The sequence below is a fragment of the Methylovulum psychrotolerans genome, assembly GCF_002923755.1.
Taxonomy (GTDB): Bacteria; Pseudomonadota; Gammaproteobacteria; order Methylococcales; family Methylomonadaceae; genus Methylovulum; species Methylovulum psychrotolerans.
The window spans coordinates 1-6,324 of record NZ_PGFZ01000036.1; the positions used below are offsets into that span (position 1 = coordinate 1).

2 protein-coding genes are annotated in these 6,324 nt (G+C 58.6%); both read right to left on the reverse strand.

The features are described from left to right. A partial coding sequence (locus tag AADEFJLK_RS23050) for a condensation domain-containing protein (protein WP_249028124.1) occupies positions 1–1,579 on the reverse strand: 1,579 nt, incomplete at its 3' end. A gap of 2 nt (positions 1,580–1,581) precedes the next feature. Further along, the coding region (locus AADEFJLK_RS23055; RefSeq protein ID WP_146054727.1) for a non-ribosomal peptide synthetase at positions 1,582–6,324 on the reverse strand (4,743 nt) is incomplete at its 5' end.

Sequence of the window (6,324 nt, forward strand, 5' to 3'; positions counted from 1 at the left end):
AGTCCAGCGCGGGCGCGTCCGGCTGCCTGGCGGCGTGCCGCTCGAACAGTTGGTGGGCGCACAGGTGTTGCGGGCAGGCGGTGGCGGTGTGGTTAAAGCCATACAAAATGCGGTCACGTTCAGCCGCCTTCATTAAAGGCAATTGGCCGATAGTTTGCTGGGGGTCAGCGACCATGCCCGCCAATAGGTTTTCAAAATAACGGGCGATACGCCGCACCGTCGGCTCGGCAAACACATCGCTGGCGTATTCCAAGGCTCCCACCAGTCCCTCGTCCGTCGCCGATAAGGCTAAGGCCAAATCAAAATGGGTTGTGGTATGCGCCAATCCTATCGGCTCCAGCGCTAAACCGGGTAAGGCCAATGCGCCGCCATCAGGAGTATTGTCTAAGGACAGCATGACTTGGAAGATAGGATGATACGCCATGTTGCGCGTCGGATTGAGGGCTTCGACCACTTGTTCAAAAGGCAAATCCTGATGCGCGTAAGCGGCCAAACTGGTGGCCTTGATCTGGGCCAGCAAGGCACTGACACTAGGGTCATCGGCCAGCCGGACGCGCAAAGCCAGCGTGTTGACAAAAAAGCCGATCAGGGCTTCCAGCTCGGAGCGGGGGCGGTTGGTGACGGGCGTACCGATAACCACATCGGTTTGGTTGCTCAGCCGTGCCATCAGCACCGACCAGCCCGCCAGCAGTACCATAAATAAGGTGACGCTTTGGCTTTGTGCCAGTTGTTTTAAGCCCGCACTCAGTCCGGCAGGCAGGCGGATGCCGATACGGCCACCCGCATAGCTTTGTTGCGCCGGGCGGGTATAGTCTAAGGGCAACGCCAACAGTTCGGGCGCACCGTTAAGCTGGTCTTGCCAATAGCGTATTTGGGCCTGTAAGGTTTCGCCCTGTAGCCATGCCCGTTGCCAAACGGCATAATCGGCATATTGGTGGCTGAGTTCGGGCAAGGGGTCAGGCAAACCTTGGCTAAACGCCGAGTATAAGGCGCATACTTCTTTAATCAATAGCCCCAAAGACCAGCCATCAGAAACAATATGGTGTTGGGTAATTAATAGCAGATAGCCGTTATCGCTCAGGCCTAACAAGCGGCCACGGATTAAGGGCCCTGCCGACAAGCTAAAGTGCTGGCAGGTTTCTTCCGCGCACAGTTGTTGGACGGCGGCGGCTTGCGCGGTTTCGGCCAAGGCCGATAAATCTTGCTCAAGCAAGGCGAAACTGCCAGTCGCGCTAATCTGTTGCCAAGGCTGGCCGTTATTGCTGACAAACTGGCTCCGCAATACTTCATGGCGGGCGACGATACGGTCTAGCACCCTTTTAAGCGCGGCCTTATCCAGCTTGCCGTGCAACCGTAAACCCGCCTGAATATGGTAAGCCTGACTGGCGGCGGGGTCGAATTGGTCGATAAACCAAAGCCGTTGTTGCGCCCAAGATAAGGGTAGCGGCTGTGTCCGGTCAGCCGTAGGCAGCGGCGCAACGGTGGTTTGGACATTGCGGGCACTGTTGGTCTGTTGGAGTTTTTTTAACAGGACGGCGCGTTTCAGTTGCTCAAGGCCTGGGTTTTTCGGGTTGTTCATAATTAATTATCCTCAGATAACAGGGTGCGCAATTCGGCTTCTGATAGCAGGCTTAATTGCCCGTCAAGCAAGGCGATGTCGCTGTCTTGATAGCAGGCCAGTTGCAAATCCAGCACGCATTCCGCAAGCCCCATTAAGGAGGGCTGTTCGAAAATGGCCGCTAACGGCACGTCAATTTGCCAAGCCTCCCTTAAGCGCACCACCAATTGCACGGCCAGCAGCGAGTGTCCGCCCAAGTCAAAGAAATTGTCATGGCGGCCGACCTTGTCCAGATGCAGAAGGTCTTGCCAAATCGCCGCCAGCACCTGTTCAATGTCGTTTTGGGGTGATTCATAAAGACGACTGGCGGCATGGCCTCCCTCAGGTTCAGGCAAGGCTTTACGGTCCAGTTTGCCGTTGGGGCTGAGCGGCAAGCTGTCCAGCACCACAAATACAGCGGGCAACATATAATCGGCCAGTTGGCTGGCCAGTTGCTGGCGCACCGCTGCGACATCCAGTTGTTGGCCTAGATCGGCAACCAGATAGGCCACTAAGCGTTTATCGGTTACGCCGTCTGGATGGGCGACGACAACCGCTGCACATACCCCGGCGCAACGGCATAACTGGGCTTCAATCTCGCCCAGCTCAATACGGAAGCCCCGGATTTTGACTTGAAAATCGTTGCGCCCCAAATAATCCAATGTGCCGTCAGACCGCCAGCAACCTAAGTCACCCGTTTTATAGAGGACACCGGGTGGGTCACCCGCCGCCCGGAACGGGTTGTCGATAAACCGCTCGGCGGTCAATTCGGGGCGGTTGAAATAGCCCCGCGCGAGATTGGCCCCACCGATATAGATTTCCCCCGCCACCCCTAAAGGCACGGGTTGCAAGCGGCTGTCCAACACATAGATTTGGCTGTTGGCAATCGGGCGGCCTATTGGCGGTAACAGCGGCCAAGTGTCGGGGTCATCCGCCAAGGTCAGGGCGGTGACGACATGGGTTTCTGTCGGCCCGTAATGGTTATGCAGCCGCCGCCCCGGCATCCTGCCAATAAAGGCCTTAATGGCGGGGCTAATGCGTAATTGTTCGCCTGCGGTGATGACATCGTGCAGATACGGCAATTCGGCGGCGGTATTGACCGCCGCTTCGGCGAGCTGTTGCAGGGCGATAAACGGCACAAACAACCGTTGCACTTGCTGCCGCTCCAGTTCGGCCAGCAACGCCACCGGGTCGCGGCGCACCGCATCACTGACTAAGACCAAACACGCGCCCGAACCTAAGGTGGAAAAGATTTCTTGGAACGCGACATCAAAACCTAGGGCGGCAAATTGCAAGGTTTTTTGCCCCGGCGGCAAACCGGCCCGGGTAAATTGCCAGTTGAGCAAGTTCAATAATGCCGCTTGCGGCATCGCCACGCCTTTCGGTTGCCCGGTGGAACCGGAGGTATAAATGATATAGGCCAGATTTTGTGGGCTTATGCCTAGTGCTTGTGGGTCAGGGTTGCCCGTTTGCCCCTGTCCTGCCCCATCCGTCAGCAAAACATCCACCAGCATGATCGGCAAGCCCTCGTCGGCCAAGGCCAACAAGCGCGGGTAAGCCACGGTTTGGGTCAGTAAGACCGTGGGGCGGCTATCGGCGAGCATATAAGCCAAACGCTCGTCAGGATAGCTAAGGTCTAGCGGCAGATACGCCCCACCCGCTTTGAAAATCGCCAACAGTGCCACCACCATGTCCGGGCAGCGTTCCAGTGCTATTGCCACGCGGTCATCGGGGCGGATACCGAAGGCGATGAGGTGGTGGGCCAGTTGGTTGGCTTGGCGGTTCAACTCGGCATAACTGAGGCGGTGGCTGCCAAACACCAAGGCAGGGGCATTTGGGTTGTCTGCGGCGTGTTGCTCGAAGAGCTGTTGTAAGCAAATAGGCGGCGGATAATGGACTGTCGTGCCGTTAAAGGCTTGCAGCACTTGCCGCCGCTCAGCGGCGGGCAAAATGCTAAGCTGGCAGGCCGGGTAATCGGGCTGCTGTGCCAGCGCGTCGGCTAGTCCGGCCAGTGCTGTCCCAAAATAGCCGACGATACGCTCCGCCACAATGCCTTCGCTACATTGTGCGGTCAGTGTAAAGCCCACCCCTAGATCATCAACCGACACGGTCAGCGGATAATTGGTGCGCTCTTCGCTATGGTGGACACGGATGCCTTGCCAAGTGCTGGCCGCGTCGGCCATTTGCCCCGCTTGTTGGTCGTGCTGGGTGCTGTGGCGGTAATTGAGCAAACTGGTAAATAACGGCAACGGGGCGGCGACCCCGCTACAGCGTTGCGCCAGCGCTAAAGACGCTTGTTCGTAAGCCAGCAAATCCAGCAATTGCCGTCCCGTATCGGTGACCAGTTGCGCGGCGCTCTGCCCGCCTACACGAATGCGTAACGGCAAGGTGTTGATGAACAGGCCCAATACCCGGTCAGCGCCGCTCACGCCTTGCAAACGTCCGAGCAGCACAGTGGCGAACACCACATCGTCACGGCCAGTACAATGCGCCAACACCTGCGCCCACGCGGCATGGAACAACACGGCGGGGCTAAGCCCATAGCGTTTGGCGTTCAGGCGGATAGCCGCCGCCAAATCGGCGCTTAAGGCCAGTTTCGCTTCAGTGATGCGCCCTTGCCCATCCATAATGCCGAACGGGGCGGTCGGTTCGGTAATATCCGCCAACCGTGCCTTAAAATAGGCTTCGTATCCGTCGCTTGGGGTCGCCAAGGTTTGGGCGATAAACTGGCGGTAAGGCAAGGGTCTGGGTAAGTCCGCCGCCTGTCCGGCCAGAATCTGCCCCACTTCGCCGATAATCAGCTCTACCGTCAGATGGTCGCTGACCAAGTGATGGTTCAGCAAAGCCAATAACCAACTATCAGTTTGGGCATCATAGAGGCTATAGGCCGCAAATAACGGCGCTTGTTGCAGGTTCAGGCGTAACTGGCTAGGGTCGGTTTGCCCAAGCAGGCAGGCCATCGCGCTGGCCGTGCCCTGTAAGCTAAGTTCTGTTATCGGCAACAGCGCCCGCCGCTGCACCACTTGGACGGGCTGGGGCAAGCCCTGCCAATGGATAGCCGTGCGCAAGATGTCGTGACGGTCGATAACCTGTTGCAAGGCTGCTAAAAATTGCGCCAAACCTTTGGTATCGGCAAAACTTAACACCGTGCGCAATAAATACGCATCCCCTGCCGCCGCCAATAAATGGTGGAACAAAATCCCTTCTTGCAAGGGGGCGAGCGGATAAATGTCCTGAATATTGGCGGCACCGCCCGGCACATTCGCGACCAAGCCGTCGAGTTCCGCTACTGTCAGCTTAACCAAAGGCAGTAAATCGGGGGTCAGCGCGGTGCAATCGGGGGCGATTAAATTGGCCGGAACCTTAAGCTCGGCTATCGGATCGGCTTGGGCATCTATTTGCGCGGCCAGCTCGGCGAGGGTCGGCGCGGTGAACACGCTACGCACCGTCGCACTTAAGCCTTGTTGGCGCAAACGCTCAATAAAACTGACGATCAGCAAGGAATGCCCGCCCAATTCAAAGAACTGGTCATGCCGCCCGACTTGCTCCAGGTGCAGCAGTTCTTGCCAAAGTGCGGCGATGACGGTCTCGGTAGTACCTTGGGGTGCTTCGTAGGCCCGCGCCGCGACACTGCCGCCGTCCGGCGCAGGCAAGGCTCTACGGTCAAGCTTGCCGTTGGTGCTGAGCGGAAACTGTTCCAGCGTGACGAAGGCGGCGGGTAACATATAGTCCGCCAGTTGCCCGGCCAGTTGGCGGCGCAATTCGGCGGGGTCGGGGGTGTGGTCCGGTTCGGGGATGAGGTAGGCGATCAGGCGCTTATCGCCCGGCACATCTTCCCTGGCGATGACCACGGCCTCGCGGATGCCCTGACAGGCCGCTAAGCGGGTTTCAATCTCGCCCAATTCAATACGCAAGCCGCGTATTTTGACTTGGAAATCGTTGCGCCCCAGATACTCGATGCTGCCGTTGGGTAGCCACCGCCCCAAGTCGCCGGTTTTGTACAGGCGGCCGCTGCCGTCCTTGCGGAACGGGTCGGTGATGAAGCGTTCGGCGGTCAGTGCCGGGCGGTTCAGGTAACCCCGCGCCACTTGGATGCCGCCGATGTGGATTTCCCCGGCCACGCCCAACGGCACGGGTTGTAGGTGGCTGTCCAAGATATAAATCTGGGTGTTGGCGATAGGGTAGCCTATCGGCACGATGCCCAAATCCGGCTCAGGGCGGCACTGCCACGCCGTCACATCGACGGCGGCTTCCGTGGGGCCATAGAGGTTGTGCAGTTCCACGTCCGGCCATAGGCGGTGCAGGCGCATCTGCAAAGCGTGCGGCAAAGCCTCGCCGCTGCACAGCACCCGGCGCAAAGCCGGGCAGGCGGGCAAGTCGGCCTGGTCGAGGAACACCTGAAGCATGGACGGGACAAAATGCACCATACTGACCTGTTCCCTCACCAGCAGTTGCGCCAAATAGGCCGGGTCTTGGTGGCCGTGCGGCTTGGCGATCACCAACTGCGCCCCCGCCAACAACGGCAAGAAAAACTCCCAAACCGACACGTCAAAACTGAACGGGGTCTTTTGCAACACCCTATCAGTAGCACTAAGGCCGTAGGCCTGTTGCGCCCAGCACAGGCGGTTGACCACGCCCCGATGCCCGTTTATCACCCCCTTCGGTTGCCCCGTAGAGCCGGAGGTGTAAATGACATACGCCAGATGTTCCGGGGTCAGCCCCAAGGC